The following is a 21,460-nucleotide window of genomic DNA, read 5'->3' as shown; positions in this document are numbered from 1 at the left end:
CATTAAATATTAAAAGTAATCACTTAATAAAACTGTTTTCACTGTATAAAGAGATATAATTATTTAATGATAAACCACGAACTTGAAAGAGCGACAACAGCAAGTATTATTTCTAAATACGCGACTCATATCCAAAACATCACTTATTGATTCCATACTGGTGTAGGAATTATTCACAAGATTGAAGATGTTACTATGGAAGATCCAGAAGTTGATATCCCATTAGACGAAATATTCTTAAGAGAAATTGAACTAACTGTTCAAGTTAGTCAAATCGACTATATCAATAATCCTGAGCAACTATTAGAGGATATTGAAGTTAAAAAATTAGCTCTTTCTCACCCAAGAAAATGTGGTCTTTTAAAATATGCATTTGTAAAGCCAAAAATTGAAGTTGTATCTGTAGAAGAACAATTATTAAAAATTACTGGTAAGTTCCCAAAAGACTGAAAAAATATAGAAACACATTTCCAAGATTACATATTTTATAAGTGTGATATCAATAGATATTTTGAAGTTGAAACACTAAACAGTATTGCTAGTGGTATCAGAAGTGGTAAAATCGTTAATCAATCAGTTCTAGAAATTCTATTAGGTAGAAAATCAGCGCCTCCAATTTATATTGAAAAAGAAGTTAAATCAAAATACATTTCTAATCTAGATGAATCTAAACAAATAATCTTTAAAGCTGCTGCTTCTCATAATGATATTTTATTAGTTAAAGGTCCTCCTGGAACTGGTAAAACAAGAACAATCACACAATTAATAAAACACTTTGTCTATGAAAGAAAAGAGAAGGTTATTTTAGCCTCTAGAACGCACGCTGCACTAAATAATGTAATCAACAACCTTTCTCACACTCCTGCTTCTAAAAACTACTCAGGAATGATTTTAGAAAAGTCTTCTTACGGAGATAACAATAGAGAATATGCAGATCGTGATGCTTTGCTTGTTAGAAACATTAGAGAAAGACTAAAAAAATATGCGCCCGAAAAAGGTGACTTACAATATTTACTTAAAAGAGAATTTGGAGCAAAGGCTGGACCTAAAAGATTCCTTTCTACTCCGAAAGGGTTTTCACACCCTTCGCTATATGCAGGAACAATTACAAGCGCTAAGCTAGAAAAGAAATTAGAAAAAGGTTATAAGTTTGATGAATCAATCCTAATCATGGATGAGGTTTCTAAATCAACTATTGTCGATGTTCTAAGATATGCTCTTTATGCCAAACAAATAATACTAGTTGGTGACGATATGCAACTTGCACCAATACCAATTAACAAAGCTAGTTATGGAGGTTTTTACGAAGAGTTAAACGAGAAAGAAAAGAATATATTTGATCAATTATTCTTTGAATCTGTATTCAAAAGATTATATTCAAAAGATAATAATAAATTAATGTTTAAAACAACTTATCGTTCACCACAATACATTCTTGATCTTTACAACCCAATTGCTTATGATAATCAAATTGAATCTAAAGTTGTTGAAATGAAACCTATTGTATTTAGGAATTCAAAGAAAGAAATGAAACTAGTTGAAATGTATAACAAAGCTAATTTAATTTTATTAGATAATGATGGAACTCATAGAATTGATACAACACTTTCAAAAATGTCTAAAGTTAATGACAAAGAAATTGAAGTATTGATGGATCAATTAAGTTTCATTTCAAGAAATGTTAAAGATGCATCTACACTTGATGTTATGGTTATGTTTGTTTATAAAGATCAGTATAAACATTTCTTCAGAAAACAAAATTCAAAAATAAAATATTGAGAAAAGAAATTCGCATCATTCACGCATGGTACTGTTGACCAATTACAGGGTCTTGAAGCTGATATCGTATTCTTGAATACAACTTATGCAAGAAAGAACAGAAGACTGCCTACAAACGCTAAATTTAAGACACAATTACAAGAAATCAAAAGGTTGAATGTCGCTCTTTCAAGAACAAGACAAAAACTTATTATGATTATGAATGTTAATGCATATAGGTTTGCACCAATATTTAACGAGGACAAGAAACTTGAATATACCTTTGAGGATATATTAAGTAAATTCGATGTAAAGGGGAACGTATAATGAACGAACACAAAACGATACCATTTTACATTTTGTTAATCAGAACATTAGCAAAAGATTTTGAAGAAAAAGGAATGACTTGAAGAGAGTTATACGATATTTTATTTATTGAAGGTACTGATATCTATAGAGAGTTTGTTGTAACTTTAGTTGATTCAGGAATTATTTTAGATTCTACAGTTAATTATGAGGAAACAGTAAAAATTACAAATGGATATACAGTTATCTTTCACGAATATGAAGAAGAACGTATATTAATGAATATGGAAAATCATGAAGAATACAAAATTCCTAAATCCGCAACATTAAATACAACATTAGCAAAGCTTGGATTTATAAAAGTTAAAGAAAAACCAAAAGCAAAATAATTATTAAAGAGCAAGCCTCTTTAATTTTTTAATATCAACAAATTTCATTGACCTATTGCTATATAATTTGGTTATGTATACAACTATGAAAAATTATATTTTAAGATATTTATTGCTTAAAATTCAAAACCTTGAATTCAAGGTTGGAGATAAACTACCAAGTGAACAGTTTTTAGCAATTAAATTTGATTGCAATAGACATACAGCAAGATCCGCGCTAGAAATATTAAAGAAAGCTCAATTGATTTCCAATAATAATGGGGTTGGTAATTTCGTCGTTAATAATATGGATAAGATGTTTGGAATGAAACACCTTATTTCATCAGATGATATAGAGTTTAAAAGAATAGACAAGAAACAAATGCCTATTTCTTTCTTAAATTATATTGATGGAGAAAAAACGCTTTTTCAAGAAACTTACAAACATAGAAATAGAATAATTGCAAAATCATACACAATTATAGATAAAGATATTCAAGGTGATATTGATGCAGAAAATCAATTACCAAAATTATTAGCATACAATGGTGTATGTATTTTTGAGGTAGAGGAAAAACTTGAATTCCAAAGTGAACCACACTATGTTGAATGAAAGAGTGAAGATGTTGTGACTATTACCCAAAAATATATGGGACAAGACGGAAAAGTTATTGGGTGAGTATTGACTAACTTAGATATTTTGTTCTATAAAAAGACAAAAAACTTCAAAATTTAAAAGCCATATAGACGGGATTGATTTCCGTTTTTTTAAAGCATATAATTAGGTTGTACAAGGAGGAAAAATTATGAATTTATTAGTAGTAGGAAGTATCAATATAGATTACGTAAATTACGTGTACGAATTCCCTAAAAAGGGAGAAACAATACTAACATCAGATTTTTTAATCAATAACGGAGGTAAAGGTGCCAACCAAGCCCTTGCAGCTAAAAGACTTGCAAGAGGAAACAACAAAGTATCTTTATTTGCAAAAGTAGGTAAGAAATATGGTGGAGAAATCATTGATTATCTTAATGAAGAAGGAGTAGAAACAAAATACATTTCATACTCAGAAACAAAAACAACAGGTATGGCTTCTATAACTGTATCTCAAACACAAAAAGACAATATGATCATTATTAATGGAGGGGCAAACCATGACTTCTCTGAAAAAGATTTAGACGACTTAACAGCTGCAATCGAAGAAAATGATGTGGTTCTAATGCAATTGGAAACAAATGCTTGATTAATGGATAAAACTATTGAAATCGCACATAAATTAGACAAAAAAATTATTCTAAACCCATCTCCAGCGGTCAGCTTTAAACAAGATTGAATCGACAAAATTGAATGATTAGTTTTAAATGAAACAGAACTAGAATACATTTCAAATCAAAAAGTTAATAACTTAGAAGATATTGAAAATGCAACTGAATCTTTAAGAGCAAAAGGTTGCAAAAACATTATTACAACATTAGGTGCAAACGGTGTATCTCTTTCAATGGATAGCATCCAAGAACACTTTAAATCTAGAAAGATCACAACAGTAGATACAACAGCTGCTGGTGACACATTCGTTGGAGCCTTTGTTGAAGAATTTTACAGCACAAATAATATCCAAAAAGCTATCAAGTTCGGAATGAAAGCAGCTGAGGTTACAATATCTCGTCTAGGTGCTCAAAAATCTATTCCTACACTTGAACAAGTGGAAAAAGAAAGTAGGTAATATTATGATGTGATATGAAGTATTTGGTTGATTAGCAACCACAATGGGAATCCTAATGTATTTCCCACAAATGGTCAAGACCGTTAGAACTAAAGACGTAAGTCAATTATCAAAATTTACATTTGCATCAGTTGCATTTGGTTCAGCACTTTGAACTATTTCAACAATAGCTATAGCTAATAAAGCGTACCCAGGTTGAGCAGCGAACTTTGTTATTACACTAATGATGTTCCCAATCATGCGTTACATTTATAAAACAAAAACATTTATTGGTTTCTCAGTTATTTTAGCCGGAATTCTATCAACTTCAATTGTTATTTGAATTCTAAACTTACAAATGACAGAGTGAGTTCAATATGTAATTGTAATAGTTGCAAGTTGTTGTACAGGTTTACCATTCTTCCCACAACTATTTAAAGTAATTAAAAGTAAAAACACAAGTTCACTTTCATGAATTTCTTCAACTCTTGTAATTATGTGTGGAGTTTTATGAACTATATTCTGATCAGGAAAAATTGCTGATCAATGACAAGAGCCAGGACTTGGTATCGTTATTATAAGTTTAATCTCATCAATTCCTTTATTCTTGGTTCAAATCCCTCTTTTATGAATGTGTATTCACCACAAGATTAAAAGCAGAGCTTCTTAGAATCATTAATGATTCTTTTTTGGTAGCATTTTTCTCAAAAAAAGGCTAAAAAACCAATAAAAACAAACCTTTTAGAACATTTTAAGAGTTTAAAACAATAAATAATATAACTCTAAATAAAGTGATTTTTGAAGTAAAAAACCACAAAAGGAGAAATAAAAATGAACACTATTTCAACTACTTTCTTAGCTATAGGATGTGTGCTTGTCGCACTAATGATTTGCTTAATTGCATTCAAACTTTTACAAGGGGATAGCGAAGAAAATGAAGAAGAAAACAAAAACTTTGTTTCTGAAGAAATCAATGAATTTGTTAAGGAATTTAAAACCGATGATGAATTACTTTTTGATAATGTCTCATTTAGAAATAGATACTCAAAAAATGATTTTTCAGTAATACCAGCAATGGTTGTGAAAGGGAGAAACATTTTCATTATTACTAATGTTATCCCTACAAGAAAAGCGGAACAAATTATATTCACCGGAGATGTTCCATATTTAGTTAAAGGCAAGAAAATTAGGAATGCTCAAAATATCAATTACTCATGATATGAAGAAATTAAGAAGTATTTAAAATCAGAGTTTGGCAACAAATACAACATTGAAGTAGTTTGTCCGATTTTGGGTGACTCATTAAAAATAATAAACAATGAAGGTAGAAGCGTTTGTTACCTTCCAGAGATCAAAGAATATCTAGATGTTAAATCAAGAAACACAAAAATAAGCGAAGATGAAAAAGAAGAATTTACCAAAAGAATTATGAGTATAAATTTATCTCAAGCTTAGTCAATATATTTAATTAAATGTAATGTAAATACATAAAAAGAAAGTAGGAAATATGAAAAAGATATTATTAATTGCATCTGGTGGAGATGCTCCTGGAATAAATGATTTTATTTATCATTTATGACAAGCATTCCCCGCAAAAGATATCGAGCTTTATTACTCTCCTTATGGAGCAAGGAATTTATGAAAAAATGAACTTGAAAAACTAGATATTAAAAATCCTAATTATTTATTGGATGCACCATCTTCAATTATTGGGTGTGGTAGATTTCCAGAATTTGTTGGAAACGAAGAAATAATGGAACAAACAATTAAAAATGCAAAAGAGTTTGATCATGTAGTTTTATTAGGAGGGAATGGTTCATATATGCTAGCCCAAAAACTTGCTGAAAATGGTGTGAAAATATCATTTGTTCCATTGACTGTTGATAATGATGTTGATTACACATCACAAACACTAGGGTTCAGAACAGCATTGAATACAGTTGTGGAATCAATTAACCGTATTTATTATTCAGTTAATGCTCATGGATATGTATCACTAGTTGAAATCATGGGTAGACAATGTCCTGATTTAACTGAACTTTCATTCAAGTTATCGCATGCAGATATAGCTGTTACAAATAATCAATTAATGACACCACAAGAGTTAGCTCAAGAGGTGAAGAAAATTCACGATGAAAAAGGAACAGCAACAGTTCTAATAATGGAAAAAATGAAATACTCAATACATGAGTATGCTGAAGAAATTTCTAAATTAGGCATGCAAGCAAGACCTAATGTTTTAGGTCATGTACAACGTGGTGGTCGTACAACCGTTGGAGACAAAATGTTGGCATATGAATTTGCTAACGAAACACAAAAATCTATTAATGAAAACAAGTCATTTGCAATAGGTAAAAATATAAAAATAAACATGGAGAAATAATGAAAAATAAATTAATAAACTCAATGCGTTCAATAGCATTGGATTCTATAAATAGAGCAGGTCAGGGACATATTGGTATGGCTATAGGTTCAGCGCCAATTACATATTCAATAATAGGAGAATCTTTAAACTTTGTAAAAGAAGATCCAAAATGAATAAACAGAGATAAGTTTATCTTATCAGCAGGACATGCTTCAATGTCTCAATATTCAATATTACACTTCCTTGGATTGCTAAGTGTTGAGGATATGAAGAATCATAAAGTTTACGGTTCAAAAACACCATCGCATCCAGAAGTAGACATGTTGGATTATGTAGATGCAACAACCGGACCTCTTGGTCAAGGTGTTGCTATGGCAGTTGGTATGGCTATATCTGAAAGATATTTAGCTACAAAATATAACAAATCCAACTTACCAATCATAGACCACAATATATTCACATTACATGGTGATGGTTGTTTACAAGAAGGTGTCGCTCTAGAAGCTATTCAATTAGCAGGTACAATGCAATTAGACAAACTGATTATTATTCAAGACTTCAATTCAGTGCAAATAGATTCAAGAACAGAAGAAGTTAATGATATTAATATTATAGATTTCTTCAAGTCTCAAAAATTCGATACATTTGAAGTTACTGAACCAACACCAGAGAACATTACAAAAGCTATTGAATTAGCTAAGAAATCTAAGAAACCATCATTCATTCAAGTACATACAGTTATTGCTCCAGGAACACCCTTTGAGAACACAAGTAGCGGTCATAATGGAACACTTGATGAAGATAAAACAATTGGATTCAAAGAAAAGTGAGGACTTGAAAATAAAGTCCCATTCAAATATGATGATGACGTTTATGAATTTGCATCAAAATTATGAGAACCAAAAAACAAAGAGTATGCAAATTGAAAAGAAATCATGGGAGTATATAAAGAAAAATTCCCAAAAGAATATGAAGAATTAAATGCTATTCATAAAGATGAATTTAAAATTGATTTATCTGAAGTTGAAATTAATGAGAGTGATGTAGCCACAAGAAATTACATTGCACCTATTATGGAATATTTAGAATACAAAACATCTAATTTCATGGGCGGTTCAGCAGATTTAAAAGCAGCTACAAAAGTTGGATTCTCAAAAGATGTTAAAGATGGCGGTAAAAACATCAAATATGGAATTAGGGAATTCGCTATGGCAGCAATTAATAATGGTATTTATCTTGCTGGTGGAATGAGAACTGTTGATGCTACATTCTTGGCGTTTGCTGATTACATGAAACCAGCAATTAGAATGGGAGCATTAATGAACATCCCTTCTGTTCATGTGTTCACACACGATTCATATCAAGTTGGTGGAGATGGACCAACACACCAACCAATAGATCAAATACCAATGTTGCGTGCAATACCAAATATGACAGTAATTAGACCTTGTGATGAATCAGAAATAAAAGCAGCTTTCCAATATGCTCTAAATGCACATAACGAACAAGTTGCAATCATTGCTTGTCGTCAACCAATCAAATCATTCAATGCTTTAAATTCTAATGATTTAAAATCAGCATATATTATTAAAGATATTGAGGACTTCCAAGTAACATTGTTAGCTACTGGTTCAGAGGTTGGCTTAGCTGTTGAAGCTCAAGAAGAACTATTAAAAGATGGTATAAAAGCAAGAGTTATTTCAGTTCCAAATCTTCATGGATTAGTTGAAGATGAAGAACTTGCAAAAGAATTACTTCTAGATAAAGCTCCTATGCTTGCAATTGAAGCTTCATCAGATTCATACTGATTCAGATTATCTAAATACAATAAGATAAATGCTCAATTAGCAAAAGAATTCGGACACTCCGCACCAGGTGATGTCATTTATGAAAAACATGGCTTCAATACTAAAAATATTAGAAAAATGGTTAAAGAATTAATATAAAAATAATGGATTTGCAAATGCGAATCTATTTTTTTATTTATCTTTTTAAGTGTCAAATGTAATAAACAATAATTATATGTATATACAAGTGATATAATTAATATGTAGGTATATCAATAAATATTAAGGAGGCATCATGAGTTTTGTCTTAGAATTATTGATAATATTTTCGATTTCTATATCGATAAATATGCTATTTTTTATCTTTGCGTATTTGATCCAGAAAGACTTATTTACGGACATTACGTACGCAAGCACATTTTCTATTACCTTAATTGCATCAATGTTATTAGGTAACGGTTTTGGTATTAATTCCATTGTTGCTTTAGTTTTGGTTGGCGCTTGATCAATCAGATTGGGAACATTCTTATTTATCAGGATATTAAAAGAGAAGGTTGATCATCGATTTGATAAGATGAGAAACAATTTTTACAAATTCTTTGTATTTTGAATAATCCAAGCTGTGACTGTATTTGTTGTTTCACTTCCTTCATACTTTGTAGTTTTATTAGGAGATAACCAATTCAACTTACTTTCATTAATTGGGGTTGTTGGAGCTATACTTGCTTTAACTTTTGAAACTGTTGCAGATATTCAAAAATTTACATTTTTACAAAAGAATAAAGGTAAATTTATTCAACATGGATTATGAAAAATCTCTAGACATCCAAATTATTTTGGGGAATACACATTTTGAGCATTCAACTTCATATTTGTTGTACTTTCAACAAGTAATCACTTAGTTTGAATCTCAATTATTGGACCATTATTTATCGCATTAATGATTTATAAAATTTCAGGTCTTCCAATGTTAGAAAAAGGAATGTGAAAAACATTTAAAGAAAACCCTAAATATATTGAGTATGTTAATAAAACACCTAGAGTTGTTCCGCTAATCGGAATAAAAGGAATGAAGAGGGGGTGAATTGATGAAAATACTAATAGATAGTTCACTAATAAGAGAAGAAGAATGATTTGAATCATTTCCAGTCTTCATAAATAATGTAGAAGACACAAATAATAAAGAACATATAGTAGAAATTCTTTCAAAGAAAAACAACACAACAGCTTATCTTTCATTTGGAAAACTAAAGCAAAAATATTTATTGGATGAAGATGAAGAAGCGGTAATATTCACCATTCCAAAATCTATGAGTGGTCAATGAAATACTTACAACAATCAAAATAAACGAAAGAATGTTTTGATTTTGGAAGGTACCTCATTATTCACAAATAAAGAAGATGTTAAAAGGATTTTAGAACGACAGATCCCATTGAAAGAAATTGAAAAAGAAATAAAAAAACTTAACATGCAAGTCAAGATGAGTGGTGTTGTATTAAATGCAAGAACCCTTAATTTAAAAGGGCGTATCCATACATTATTTGCAATGTTAATTAAAACTGCAAAAGTAAAAATAAGGATGGAGTGAAAACAAGGGGAATGAATAAAAGACAAGGTTTCATTGAATGGAACTGTACTTATTAAAAAGTTAATTGTCAATAAGAAACAAGTAAATCTTATTTGTTCTGATATTTCCAATTCTAAAGCAAACAAAGTTATTTCAAAGCTTGCAAAAGAATATCCAGATATCGTATTTAAAAAACAATTCATGACAAATAGTATGCTTGCACACTCAGGACAAGATTTTGTAGTTATTTATTAAGGAGAATATATGAATAAAAAATCACCAGCACTGGAAGTTAAAAACTTTACCAAGAAATATAAGGGTGCGAAGAAGCCTGCTGTTGCCGATGTAAACTTCAATGTTTATCCTGGAGAATTTCACGGATTCATTGGGGCTAACGGAGCAGGTAAAACAACAACAATCAAATCTCTAATTGGGGCATATGCAAAATTTGAAGGAGAGATTAATATCTTTGGTTTAGAACATCTAACAGAAGAGGCTAAATCAAAAGTAGGATATATTCCTGAAACAGCTAAATTCCCAAAAGGATATTCAACTTACAAATACATAGTTTATATGTCATATCTATCGGGATTATCAATGAAAGAAGCAAAAGCTTTCGCTGATAACGTTCTTAAAGAAATAGGTTTAGAAAAATTAAAAAATAGGAACCCAAATACTTTTTCATCAGGACAAAAGAAAAAGGTTCTACTTGCACAAGCATTGGTTCATAATCCAGAAATAATTATTATGGATGAACCTGCTGCCAACCTTGATCCAAAAGCAAGGATTGATTTCTTTGAAACATTGAAAAAATTACAAGAAAAAGGTGTTGCTATACTAATATCTTCACACATTCTAACTGAGTTAGATAAGTATATTGACGCTGTTACAATCATTGACGGTGGAAAGGTTGTTTTCACTGGAAAGATTGAAGATGCTATTGGAGATTCTGATTTAGAATATTCAATACAAGCTTCGGATGAAGAAGCATTAATCAACTTCTTAAAAAGACATAAATATAAACATACAAAACTAAGTGATGGATGTATGGTTAAGTTTAAAGATAAAAAAGAAGCTAAAAAATTAATGAATTTATTATCAACTTCTAAGTTAGAAATTAATACATTCAAAAACAACCAAAATTCACTTGAAGAGGTTTATAGAAAATATGTTTTCCTTGGTTCTGTAGATGATGGAGCAGTGCCAGATGAACCTTCAAAAGGAGGTAAGGATGCTTAAATACACAAGATATCTTTTACGTTCGAGTTTTAGAAAACTTTCAACAATATTTATACCGTTGGCACTTGCTATAGTGTTTGGTGGAACACTAGGTATTCAAATTGCAAATAATGAATCAGATGCTGCAGTTATTGATGGACTATTAGCTTACTACTACTTATTCCCATTTGTATTTGGTCCATTGTATGTAGCCACAAAAGCAATCACAATTTTTAAAGATGGAGAAGAAGATGGTACAGAATTAATAATCGTTGCCAAACCAATAAAAAGAATTAAAATCATCGTTGGTAAATTCCTTGCTCTATATGCACACATATTATTCTTTTCAGTATTCATCTTTCTACTTGGAATCATAATATCATTAGCAGATACAAACGCAAATGGTACTCAAAAGATAAAATTTGCAGGTTCTTTATTTATAGGGAACTTAATCATCACAATGATCATGTCTTCAGTTATAACATTTGTAGCATCTTCATTCGGTAAGATTGCGACATTAGTTACAGCAATACTTATTCCATTTGTATTCTCTATTACATCATTTATTCTTTCACCTTTAGGTAATGGACAAATTTCTTCAGGTGCAAGACAAGAAAATGTAATAGCTATTAAAGCGGATGGAACAACAACATACAATAGTGGAAGAGTTTATGACCAAGATGGTGTAACTCTTAAAGCTGCAATCGAAGAACAAGATAAAGGTTGATATAAATATGTTGCTTACATAGATGTTTATCAACAACTTATCAAATTCTATTCAGCATTCCAAACAAAAAATGTTTCATTAATTAATGTAACTGATTGAAAATCAAACTCAGATGATAACTTTACAAATAATGCGATGCAAGTTAACATAAATGGTAAAGACTATAGTTTACTTTACTTTAAACCAGAAGGGTTCAGAAGTAAAAACTCAAGTGGTAAAACAATTGCTAACAATATTCAGGATGCTAATAAGATTTACAGTAACCCAGCAATATGAACAGGAAGCAATACTTGAGATACATATGACAAAGCAATTAGTGGATTAGTAATTAATATGAGTAAAATAGGATTCTCATGAACAGAAAACACAGATGATAATACTAACTTAGAAAAAATCCCTGCTTTCAACTATTTACTTGTTAAAAAATTCAAAGACGATTCTTCAGCATTTAATAGTGCTTTATGACAAAAACCAGAAGCTCTAGTTAAAATGGGTCTATATGAATCAGACTTAAGATTAACTTACTACACAGAAACACCATGAGTTAAACCTGTGATTGTATACGTTGTATGATCAATCATTGCTATATCTCTTGCTGGTCTAGTAGTTTATAAATACTTAGGAAGAGACTTTAAATAAGAAAAATAAAAGGAACTCACTTGAGTTCTTTTTAATATGGCCTATCTTTGTTTAAAATAAGCCTTTTAACAGGGGAGTGCAAACAAAACATATATTTTCCCATTGAATATAACTTTACCCCTTAAAAAGAATAATAAGCATTAATAAATAAGGTTCTATGCTAAAAAAGGTTATAAAAAAAAGAACAATAATCATTATGTTCTTTTTAAGTGGTGATTAATTCACCGTGTTATATAAAAGTTTTTTTAAAATAAAAGTATTTAGCGTTACTCGTCACAAGTAATTTGATTCTAAAACAACTGCATTTTTTAAGTTGGCGAATGCTAATCAATGGCGAAACTAATTAGCAAAATAAATCGTGCATTTTAATATATTGATAATCCAGGTGTATGTTCTTAGTTAGGTGTAAACATTTAGATTAATAAATTACTGTGTTAATAATATTCTCAGTGCGTTGCTCATAATCGTTTTATTTAATTAATACTAATTAGTTGTATTAATTATTAGGCGAATTATTTAAACGTTTCTTTAAATAATCGAGGGGTACGTTCCCCACGCTCAACAATAGACTTGCATTTATCATTAAACTTGACAACTTCAAATATGGATCGAAAAGAGTTTTTTCCATATTTATTTTTAAAAGATATTTTATGAACTTCCATCAGCTCAATTCCTAAGTAGAGCTAACACATATCTTTTAATAATCATCCGAACATCCTACATGTAAATCTAGGACAACTAAATTATATGGTGCTTTTTACAAGAAAAACCATGAAATTATGGGGTGGGAGGTACCCCCAAAAATAAAAATGCATTTTTTGACCTAATAAGTATGTTTTTTCCTATTTTTTTCCTAAGTTATAAAAAAATAGCACCTGAGTACACAGGTTGTTTTCAAAATTGGGCCTTGTTTTTTATAAAAAGAGTAGGAAAAAGCACTAATACCTTTAAAAAATGAAATGGCGAATTTTAGGACAAATGAGGCATTATGTTTAAATTCAGTAAAAATAAGTTTTTTCTCTGCATAAATTCTTATATAAGTGAACAGTTATACAAAAATGTTATTTTATATAGGGTGGCCTTAAAAAAATGTGCTTTTTTGAAAGCGTTAAAACCCGTAATAGGTTAATTCTGTGGGCTTTTTGAAAAAAATGGCCTCGAAAAATAAAAATAATTTTAAGGGTATAATTCAATCGGAAGGCACTGGTTTATAAAAAGATAATGCAAATATATGGCATGATACTTTGTTACTGAAAACATCCATAAAATGCATTATGATCGTTCTTATGATGATTTTTCATTTCTCACCATTTGAAGAAATTCAACTTTTTGTCTTCCACAAAAATAAAGTTGAATCAAAAGCTGAGTATATTATCTCAATATAAGCAAACGTGAGGAATTTTAACCTCACAAAGATAAAATTAACAAATACACGCACTTTCTGGCAGAAGTGCAATTCATTTCTTTAACGTATAAATAGTATTCAGAGGACGTGGCACTCTTCTTGTACTAATATTAAATAATAATGCGAGTCATACGTGATTCGTTTTTTATTACTCATTTCAAGTGGGCGCTAGTAAAAATGTATAATAGTACATATGACTCTTAACCAATTAAAACTAACAAGCCACATCGTAAATAAATTTACAGAACAAGTAATGCCATCGAGTTCATTAAGAATTGAATCAAAAGAAAAATTCGGAGATAAAAGTGTATTTTTAACAGATCACGCTCATTCAAGACTTAATGAAAGATTAGAACTTAATAAAGAAAAAGTTGAATACGCTCAATTTATAAGATCAGTTATTTATGGAACAACAAAAACATTTGTAACTTATAAAAATGAAAAAATCTTTATTGCTAATATTGCATTTGGAGAAGTTGATATGACTTTAGCTTTTACAAATACAAGTGATGACAAAAACTATTTATTATTAACTGCATTCATAAATTCAACTTCAAGATTTGTAGAATTCATGAAAAAAGAATATAAAGAAGAATCAAAACTAGAACAAGTTGAACAAATATTAAAGGATTCATTATTCAAGGGTAAATCTTCTGAAGAATTCTTTAATGATTTTGAAAAAGAATTTGGACTTATCAAAGATAGAATGCCAGAACAGAAGAAAACAGAAAAAACTTATAAAAAAGTTAAACGTACTAAACAACCAGATAAAGAAGTTTATTCTGAAAAATTAGATGAAAAATATTCTCAAGAATTATTAAAAGCGTGAGGACTAGATAAGACTGATGACTTTGTAACAAAACGTGCAGAACCAGTTAAAACAAAACCACAACCTAAAAAGAGAGTGGTAGTAAACAAAGAAACAAAGTTACACAATCGAAACTACGATGATAAGTATGCTAATGAACTATTGAATTCTGTTGGTCTTGAAGAAAAAGCAGGAATTCAACCAAAAAGAGTTGCTAAACCAAAGAAAATAACATTATTTAATGAAGAAACAAAGCTACATAATCAATCACTTGATGAAGATTTCATGGAAGAATTGCTTAATTCAAATACATTGGTTCAACAAAGTGTTGAAGACATTATCGAGGTAGAAGAAGTTACATATAATGATCCTATTATTAAAGAAGATGATAGAGAAACTAAAATACCTGAACAAAAAGAAATTGTTACTCAAGAACTTGATGAAGATTTCATGAATGAATTACTTGGAGATTTATAAGCACTTTAAGAGTGCTTTTTTCTATGCAAATTACTTTATATAATATAACTTGTATATACAAAAAAGTGTATAATAAAAATGTGCCAATTTTGATTGAATGCATTGGCACGTTGCACTTTTTCATTTTAGGAAAATAACATTTTTTAAATCAAGCCTTCAAAATCGTTGATGGTCGTTTATAACTCCTTATTAGTTTATTTTGTATTTTCTTAAGATGATTTAGAGAGAAAGTGAAACGTATTAACACGGCAAAAGCTGTGTTTTTTTATATCTAGGGGTTATGGGGTGCTTTTTGTTTATAATTAACTTAACAATAAAGGGGTCAAATATGATTAACAACGGAAAAGATTTTTTAGTTCTAGATATTGAAACAACAGGACTATCACCAAAAACAGAAGACATTATAGAAATTGCTGCTATTAAAGTAAATGGACAAACAATGGAAATCATTGATACATTTGAATATTTAATTGAAATTGAACGTAACGTTCCACCATTCATCACAAACTTAACAGGTATTACTAATTCTATGCTTGAAGAAAGTGGTATTCCATTAAGTATGGCGCTTAAATTACTTAAAGAATTTGCTGGTGACCTAAATGTCTATGCACACTATGCACCATTTGATAAAGGTTTCATTAGAACAAATCTTATGAAGCATTCAATTGATTATATTGAAACAGAATGATTTGACACAATCAAGTTATTCAAACAAAAATGACCTAATAGAAAAACTTATAAATTAGAATCATTAATCATTGATCTAGATTTAGCTACAAAAGAAGATCACCGTGGATTGAGTGATGCGAAACACACACTTGAACTTATGAAGAAGACTAAGGAGTAATTATGAAGAAAACATGAAGTTGAGATAGGTTTGAAAACATTGATTGCTTCGGCAATGAAGGTGAACCAACAGGCACATATATTTGACCAAAAGAAAAAGGTGGAGCACATGTTCCTGAGAACAGAATGCTATTATCTAAAAAATCAATCGATGCGATTGGTGATGTGACTAAAGGTGAAGTAAACGGAATTAGATATTCAATCACAAAACAATTTGTTTTAGGTGGAGATATTTATGGAAACATGAAGATTCAAAAAGATCGTTATGATGGATGAATTGAAGTAGTTAAAAAAGTACAAAAATAACATCGGTGAGATGTTATTTCTTTTTTTATTTTTTTACTATTGAAATAAGGTTGTGAATATTATCAAAGAAATGAATTAGATAATGAGTTAAATTGTAAACTCGTTTATTTTTTCGATATCAATATCACAGTCTCAAGAATTGTTTTTTCTTGCAGCTCGACCTATGTGGATGTTTTTAAAACCATTTTTAATTAAGGTGTCTTTATTATCAATTGTCACTCCGCCACCTATTAGAACTTCTATTCCAGATTCGTTTGTTTCTTTTAATTCTTTTAAGAAATTAATAGGGTTACCTTTTCTACCTGAAGTTAAAATTCTATTAACTCCTTGCTCGTGTAAATAAGAAGATTCAGACTCTTTATCATCTACATAATCAAATGCCTTGTGAAATGTAATTTCCTTGTTTTCAACAGTGTTTATTATTGTTTCAAGGGCTTTCTTGTTTACTTTATTGTTCAAGATTGCCCCAAAAACAATACCGTGAGCTTTTGTTTTATTTATCTCTTTTATTTGTTTAATAATCTGATTAAGCTGTTCATCATTTATTTCGAAATTATCAGAATGATTACGAACTATAACCATAACTGGTATCTTAGAAATTTCAGTAGCTTCTTTTATTAATTCTATATTTGGAGTGTAGCCACCCACCTCTAAGTTTGAACATAATTCAATACGATTTGCTTTTGATTTATTTATAGCTTTTACGTCTTCTACGCTTTGTGCTATTACCTCTAATGTTAATGGTCTCATAATAGTATTATATGACTAATAATGTATAATTAGAGTATGAATAAAAAAACAAAATTACTAATAATAACTAACTTCATTTTATGAATTTTAGCTATGGTTACAATATTCCTCGGAGCAATCTTTGTATTTGTTGCCGGTAAGGGATACAGCGCAAGAGGGGGCGTAAATACAAAAGGGATAAATGTAGATGCAGACAACCTTATTAACATAGGAGATAAAGGTTCTGCAGCAACAGGAGGAATACTAATAGCTATATCAGTATTGATACTTGTAATGGCAATCGTATTCTTCTCATTGAAACTAAACAAATCAGCCAAAAAGATTGTTACTATTTCATTTGTTACAACATTAATTATTTCTGTCGTGATGTTTGTGATGGCTATATTAGATATCACACACGTGTGATCAATATGACCATGATTAATTAACTTCGGTTGTCTAATTAACTTCGGTATGGTGCTACTTGCATTCAAAACAGTCACAGCAACCAAACCATCAAAATCAGAAGCAATGAAACAAGTTGAATACTTAAATGAAAATGGATTCCTAAAGAAAGCGGAATACCAAGAACTTAAAGAGAGAGTAACAAGAATTCTTAAAACAGAAACAAAAGAAATTAAACTTATGGATTCTAATGGACAAGAGGTTGTATTAGAAGAACCAATTGAAGAGCCATCAAAAGAACCAAAAGAAACTAAAAAAGTTGAAGAAGTAAAGGAAGAAACAACAAAAGAAGAAGTTAAGAAATAAAATTCTAACTTTTAAAACTACCTGAAAAGGTGGTTTTTTAATGCTTATACGACTAAATAACGACGATAAATAATAATTAGCACTCGCAAGTGTAGAGTGCTAAAAGTATGTTATAATTGTTTAGGAACACAAATGATAATGTTCTGTATAAAAGGAGGATAATATGGATTTTAATTTCACACCAAACCAATCAGAAAAGGACCCATTAAAAGAATATGGGCGTAACCTAATCGATGAAGCTGTAAGGAATAAATTAGACCCTGTAATAGGGCGTGATGAAGAGATTAGACGTATCATACGTATCCTCACACGTAAGACTAAGAACAACCCGGTTCTTGTAGGAGAACCTGGTGTTGGTAAAACAGCGATAGTAGAAGGATTAGCACAAAAGATTGCTAATGGCGAAGTGCCTGAAAACCTTAAAGATAAAGAGTTGTATGAAATAGATTTACCATCTATGATAGCTGGTGCAAGTTATCAAGGACAATTCGAACAAAGAATGAAATCTCTTATGAAGAAAGTTAAAGAATCTGATGGTAAGATCATAATCTTTATCGATGAGATACATACTCTAATAGGTATGGGTAAAAATGCTGAAGGTGGTATGGATGCCGCTCAAATCATTAAACCTATGCTTGCAAGAGGAGAAATGCACTTAATTGGAGCAACAACACTTGATGAACACCGTAAATACATTGAGTCAGACCCTGCTCTAGAACGTAGAATGCAAAAGATTCCTGTTGCAGAACCAACTGTAGAGGATTCAATCTCAATATTAAGAGGACTAAAGGAAAGATTAGAAACTTTCCATGGAGTAACAATTAAAGATGATGCATTGATATCAGCTGTAAAACTTTCATCAAGATATATATCAGACAGATTTTTACCAGATAAAGCGATTGACCTTATTGATGAAGCGGCAGCAGCAATTCAAACAGAAATGAATTCAATGCCTGAAGAGTTAGAAAAAGTAAAACAACTTATTGCTAGATTAGAGATGGAGAAAGCAGCACTTTCAAAAGAAGACACAGATTCAGTTAAGGAAAGATTAGTTAAGATTGAAGAAGAACTTTCAAAAGCTAATACTAACCAAGAAGAATTAACTAATAAGTGAAAACAAGAGAAAGATGTGGTGCTTAGTGTACAAAATCTTAAAGAGGATTTAGCAAATGCGAAAGCAGAATTGAATAGATTCCAAGTTGAAGGAAAATTTGAGAATGCCTCCGAAATTATGTATTCTAGAATTCCTGAAATTGAAGAGAAGCTTAAACAAGCTCAAATCAACATACAAGAGAATAATAATACTTTAGTTAAAGAAGTTGTAACTTCTGATGAGATAGCCGGTATCGTGTCAAAATGAACTGGTATTCCACTTAACAACTTACTAGAGTCACAAAAAGAAAAACTATTAAAATTAAAAGAATCATTAGAAGAGTCAGTAAAAGGTCAAGATGAAGCACTTGAACTTGTAACTGACGCTATCCTAAGATCAAAAGCAAATATTAATGATCCTAACAGACCAATTGGTTCATTTATATTCATGGGTCCAACAGGTGTTGGTAAAACAGAAGTTGCGAGAGCATTGGCAAGAAACCTGTTTGACACTGAAAAAGCCATGATTAGATTAGACATGTCTGAATATATGGAGAAACACACTGTAGCCAGATTAATTGGTTCTCCTCCAGGATATGTGGGATATGGTGATGGTGGTCAACTAACAGAAGCAGTTAGAAGAAAACCTTATTCAATTGTTTTATTCGATGAAATCGAAAAAGCACACCCAGATGTATTAAACATCTTGTTACAAATACTAGATGATGGACAAGTTACTGATTCAAAAGGTAAACTTGTAAACTTCAAGAACACAATAGTAATAATGACAACAAACTTAGGTGCACAAGAGATGTTAGATAAGAAACGTATCAAACCTAAAGAGATATTGATGAAATATCTACGTCCTGAGTTTATTAATAGGATCGATGAGATTACTCCTTTCAACTCATTAGACAAGAAAGTTATTGCTAAAATCGTAGAATTAGAACTTAAAAAATTAATAAAAAGGGTTAACGAGCAAAAAATCAGCCTAACTTTCTCCGAAAAAGCTATAGCCGCAATTGCCGATAATTCATACGATCCAGCATTTGGAGCAAGACCAATCAAGAGATATATTAAAAGAAATATCGAATCTATATTAGCAAAAGCAATTATTTCTGGAGAAATAAAAGCTAAAAACTACTATGAAATAGATTACTCATTAAAACAATTTAAGATCAAAGATAGAAAAACAATGATGTCATAATGGCACATTTGTTTTTTAATTCTTTATAAATAAAAAGAAGAGAACACCTCATCTAAGGTAGTTCTCTTTTAAATAAGGTTATGTTAGCAAGTTTAACGCGGAGTGTTTTAAATGACCTTAAACCTTATGATTGAATGACTTTAACATCTGTGAATAGGGTGGTAATATGCACGAAACTTAAGAAGATGTAATTGATCAAAATTAAGGTGAAAATATGCAAAATATCGAGGTTAAAACAAGTGCCTAAATTACACGTTTTATTAGTCTCTGTTTTCCGGTCTAAAAGCATGTTAAAATGGGCTTTATTTATAAAATTCAATAAATTTGCACCAAGAATATTGCTACTCATAGCATAAAATTTAAGGTGTGCGGTGTCCTATAGGTGCTTTTTTTGTTCTGAGAAATAAAAATAATTAAAAAAGTTTATATAACTGATAAAAAAGATAAAAAAAATGTGTATAATAAATATGTAATTGAAAAATTACGTGTATTAATAATTTTAATATAAAACATTTTATGATGGTGCTTGTGTTTATTTGGCGATGCACACTCACGTTATGAATTAAAGTCTGAATAATATGAATTTAATTCTTCATTATAAAGTGTATTCTCTCTCAGAATAAATATTAAGTATTCGGTTATTGGCTTGACTGAGTACAAAGAAAACCTGTCTTTGGCGAGCGGGTTTTTTTCACGTCATTTTTAACCCCTCTATATATAAGGGGAATAATAAAATCCAATAAAAAAAGAAAAAGCATATTAATGTCATCAACCCTCTAAAACACTATATAATATATTTATGTATACGCTCCAAGAAGTGTGTAAGCATATGGAAGGAGATATATATTATGACAGGAAAAGTAAAATTCTTTAATGAAACTAAAGGTTTTGGATTTATCGGTGTTGAAGGTAGAGAAGACGTATTCGTACATTTCTCAGCAATCTCAGGGTCAGGTTTCAGAAACCTATACCAAAATGACACAGTTGAATTCGAAGTTGAAACTGTAGATGGAAAAGAAAGAGCTAAAAACGTTGTTGTTACTAAACAAGCTAACGCTTAATTAGAACATCACAAATAGCTTAACTCAGGACTAGTTCCTGGGTTTTTCTTTATTTTTTTTACAAAAATGGGTAAAAATACACATATATAAAGGGGAGTATGTAATTTTATATGTTTAAATTATTGAATTTGCAACTAAAAAATGGTGATATAAGTCAAAAAACAATATAATTGTATTGTAATAAGAAATAAGAATTATTTATATATTCTAGATATTGGTTAAATTTTAATGTATGTTGAAATAAAAACCATTTAAATCATCAAATTTATTGTCTATTGGTACGGCAAATCTATATTTTGATTTTTTTAAATGATCTAGG

Annotated in this window: 19 protein-coding genes; 18 read left to right on the top strand and 1 reads right to left on the bottom strand. The window is 30.0% G+C overall.

What is annotated here, in order from left to right:
* Window positions 1-66 precede the first annotated feature (66 nt).
* From ACOMC1_RS03045 to ACOMC1_RS02975, 15 genes are all read left to right on the top strand, one after another.
* Window positions 67-2,085 (top strand): AAA domain-containing protein, encoded by a 2,019-nt coding sequence (locus ACOMC1_RS03045; protein WP_420331172.1) that lies wholly within the window; start codon window positions 67-69, stop codon window positions 2,083-2,085.
* Window positions 2,085-2,453, top strand: a complete 369-nt coding sequence (locus tag ACOMC1_RS03040) for a hypothetical protein (protein ID WP_420331171.1) — start codon at window positions 2,085-2,087, stop codon at window positions 2,451-2,453. The genes ACOMC1_RS03045 and ACOMC1_RS03040 overlap by 1 nt, the downstream gene beginning before the upstream one ends.
* Window positions 2,454-2,526: 73 nt before the next feature.
* Window positions 2,527-3,168: a GntR family transcriptional regulator gene (locus ACOMC1_RS03035; protein WP_420331170.1), complete on the top strand. Its 642-nt coding sequence runs from the start codon at window positions 2,527-2,529 to the stop codon at window positions 3,166-3,168.
* Window positions 3,169-3,238: 70 nt separating this feature from the next.
* On the top strand, window positions 3,239-4,156 hold the full coding sequence (gene rbsK / locus ACOMC1_RS03030; RefSeq protein WP_420331169.1) for a ribokinase: 918 nt from the start codon (window positions 3,239-3,241) through the stop codon (window positions 4,154-4,156).
* 4 nt (window positions 4,157-4,160) lie between these two features.
* Complete coding sequence (locus tag ACOMC1_RS03025) at window positions 4,161-4,805, top strand: PQ-loop domain-containing transporter (RefSeq protein ID WP_420331168.1); 645 nt, start codon at window positions 4,161-4,163, stop codon at window positions 4,803-4,805.
* Between the two features lie 161 nt (window positions 4,806-4,966).
* Window positions 4,967-5,590, top strand: a complete 624-nt coding sequence (locus tag ACOMC1_RS03020) for a hypothetical protein (protein WP_420331167.1) — start codon at window positions 4,967-4,969, stop codon at window positions 5,588-5,590.
* Between the two features lie 52 nt (window positions 5,591-5,642).
* Window positions 5,643-6,518, top strand: a complete 876-nt coding sequence (locus tag ACOMC1_RS03015) for a 6-phosphofructokinase (RefSeq protein WP_420331166.1) — start codon at window positions 5,643-5,645, stop codon at window positions 6,516-6,518.
* On the top strand, window positions 6,518-8,446 hold the full coding sequence (tkt, locus tag ACOMC1_RS03010) for a transketolase (RefSeq protein WP_420331165.1): 1,929 nt from the start codon (window positions 6,518-6,520) through the stop codon (window positions 8,444-8,446). Before ACOMC1_RS03015 ends, tkt begins: the two co-directional genes overlap by 1 nt.
* A gap of 136 nt (window positions 8,447-8,582) precedes the next feature.
* Window positions 8,583-9,395 carry a DUF1295 domain-containing protein gene (locus ACOMC1_RS03005; RefSeq protein WP_420331164.1) on the top strand — a complete coding sequence of 271 codons (813 nt, stop codon included), beginning with the start codon at window positions 8,583-8,585 and terminating at the stop codon, window positions 9,393-9,395.
* On the top strand, window positions 9,376-10,110 hold the full coding sequence (locus tag ACOMC1_RS03000; protein WP_420331163.1) for a DegV family protein: 735 nt from the start codon (window positions 9,376-9,378) through the stop codon (window positions 10,108-10,110). The genes ACOMC1_RS03005 and ACOMC1_RS03000 overlap by 20 nt, the downstream gene beginning before the upstream one ends.
* Before the next feature lie 9 nt (window positions 10,111-10,119).
* Window positions 10,120-11,094: an ABC transporter ATP-binding protein gene (locus tag ACOMC1_RS02995; protein WP_420331162.1), complete on the top strand. Its 975-nt coding sequence runs from the start codon at window positions 10,120-10,122 to the stop codon at window positions 11,092-11,094.
* Entirely contained in the window at window positions 11,087-12,439 is a 1,353-nt protein-coding gene (locus tag ACOMC1_RS02990; protein WP_420331161.1) for an ABC transporter permease, read from the top strand. Before ACOMC1_RS02995 ends, ACOMC1_RS02990 begins: the two co-directional genes overlap by 8 nt.
* A gap of 1,598 nt (window positions 12,440-14,037) precedes the next feature.
* Window positions 14,038-15,129 carry a hypothetical protein gene (locus tag ACOMC1_RS02985; protein ID WP_420331160.1) on the top strand — a complete coding sequence of 364 codons (1,092 nt, stop codon included), beginning with the start codon at window positions 14,038-14,040 and terminating at the stop codon, window positions 15,127-15,129.
* A 328-nt stretch (window positions 15,130-15,457) separates the two neighbouring features.
* A complete protein-coding gene (locus tag ACOMC1_RS02980) occupies window positions 15,458-15,976 on the top strand; it encodes a PolC-type DNA polymerase III (RefSeq protein ID WP_420331159.1) in 519 nt (172 codons plus the stop codon).
* A gap of 2 nt (window positions 15,977-15,978) precedes the next feature.
* The gene (locus ACOMC1_RS02975; protein WP_420331158.1) at window positions 15,979-16,281 is read left to right on the top strand and encodes a hypothetical protein; all 303 of its coding nucleotides are present in this window, start codon (window positions 15,979-15,981) and stop codon (window positions 16,279-16,281) included.
* 87 nt (window positions 16,282-16,368) lie between these two features.
* Here the strand turns inward: ACOMC1_RS02975 and ACOMC1_RS02970 are convergent, their stop codons facing one another.
* Entirely contained in the window at window positions 16,369-17,031 is a 663-nt protein-coding gene (locus ACOMC1_RS02970; protein ID WP_420331157.1) for a copper homeostasis protein CutC, read from the bottom strand.
* Window positions 17,032-17,067: 36 nt separating this feature from the next.
* On the opposite strand from ACOMC1_RS02970, the gene ACOMC1_RS02965 reads away from it, so the two are divergent.
* The 3 genes from ACOMC1_RS02965 (at window position 17,068) to ACOMC1_RS02955 (ending at window position 21,141) form a co-directional block, all read left to right on the top strand.
* Window positions 17,068-17,781: a hypothetical protein gene (locus ACOMC1_RS02965; protein ID WP_420331156.1), complete on the top strand. Its 714-nt coding sequence runs from the start codon at window positions 17,068-17,070 to the stop codon at window positions 17,779-17,781.
* A gap of 163 nt (window positions 17,782-17,944) precedes the next feature.
* Window positions 17,945-20,080 carry an ATP-dependent Clp protease ATP-binding subunit gene (locus tag ACOMC1_RS02960; protein ID WP_420331155.1) on the top strand — a complete coding sequence of 712 codons (2,136 nt, stop codon included), beginning with the start codon at window positions 17,945-17,947 and terminating at the stop codon, window positions 20,078-20,080.
* An 848-nt stretch (window positions 20,081-20,928) separates the two neighbouring features.
* Window positions 20,929-21,141 carry a cold-shock protein gene (locus tag ACOMC1_RS02955; protein ID WP_420331154.1) on the top strand — a complete coding sequence of 71 codons (213 nt, stop codon included), beginning with the start codon at window positions 20,929-20,931 and terminating at the stop codon, window positions 21,139-21,141.
* Window positions 21,142-21,460: the final 319 nt, after the last annotated feature.

Source organism: Mycoplasma todarodis (assembly GCF_965212735.1).
Taxonomy (GTDB): Bacteria; Bacillota_I; Bacilli_A; order Mycoplasmatales; family Metamycoplasmataceae; genus Mycoplasma_K; species Mycoplasma_K todarodis_A.
This window is presented reverse-complemented; position numbering and strand designations above follow the sequence as displayed.